This window comes from Stenotrophomonas sp. HMWF003 (genome assembly GCF_003061285.1).
Lineage (GTDB): Bacteria > Pseudomonadota > Gammaproteobacteria > Xanthomonadales > Xanthomonadaceae > Stenotrophomonas > Stenotrophomonas maltophilia_AP.
In genome coordinates, this window is record NZ_QAIW01000246.1 from 1 (window position 1) to 807 (window position 807).

Here is an 807-nt window from a genome sequence, read left to right on the forward strand (position 1 = left end):
CGGCCAGCAGGAAGCGGCCGTCCGGCGACACGTCCAGGTCCAGGTAGACGCCGGCGGTGGACAGCGGCGTGGTCACGCCGTTGAGCGTGACCCGCACCGGCTGCGCGCTGGCGTAGTAGTCGAACAGGCGCGCATCGGCCTCGTTCTTGAGCAGGTCCTGGTAGGTGCGGATCGCACGGACGCCCGCATCGGCCTCGGTCTGCTGGATCGCAGGACCGGCCGGCACGCCACCGGTCGCCGGGGCCTGGCCCTGGCCCTTGAGCTGCTGGGTCACCAGCAGGCCACGGCTGTCAGGCAGCCAGGTGTAGCCATCGCCGAGCACGGTGTTCAGATCGGCCAGCAGGCGCCGCGCCGATCCGGAGGCCACATCGACGATCCACAGTTCATTGGCGCCAGTGGCCGCATGCACCTGGTTGAAGGCCAGGTACTGCTGGTCGGGCGACCACGCCATGCCGGCGATCGACAGCGGCTGCGGCAGGCCGGTGATCTGGCGCTCCTTGCCGTCGGCCACGTTCAGCAGCCACAGCTTGTTGCCGAAGCTGAAGCGGCTGGCGGCATGCGTGGCCGGGTTGATGCGCAGGCCGGCCAGTTTCAGCTCGGGCTGGGCCACCTCGGCGATGGACGGCAGCGACGGGGTCTGCAGCATCGCGGCGATGTCGCGGCGCGGGGACAGGCTCAACGTGGGCGCACGCGGCGCATCCACTACCGCCTGCAATGCCGCCGAGGGCAGTGTGTAGCCCTGCTCGCCCTTGGCAGTGGCCACCGGCGGGGCGGCGGTCTTGCCTGCCGGGGCGGCCAGTGCCAGCG

General features: G+C 71.3%; 1 pseudogene. It reads right to left on the minus strand.

What is annotated here, in order from left to right:
* Positions 1-805 (minus strand): annotated as a pseudogene (locus DBR34_RS10050) (DPP IV N-terminal domain-containing protein); the annotation flags it as partial.
* Positions 806-807 lie beyond the last annotated feature (2 nt).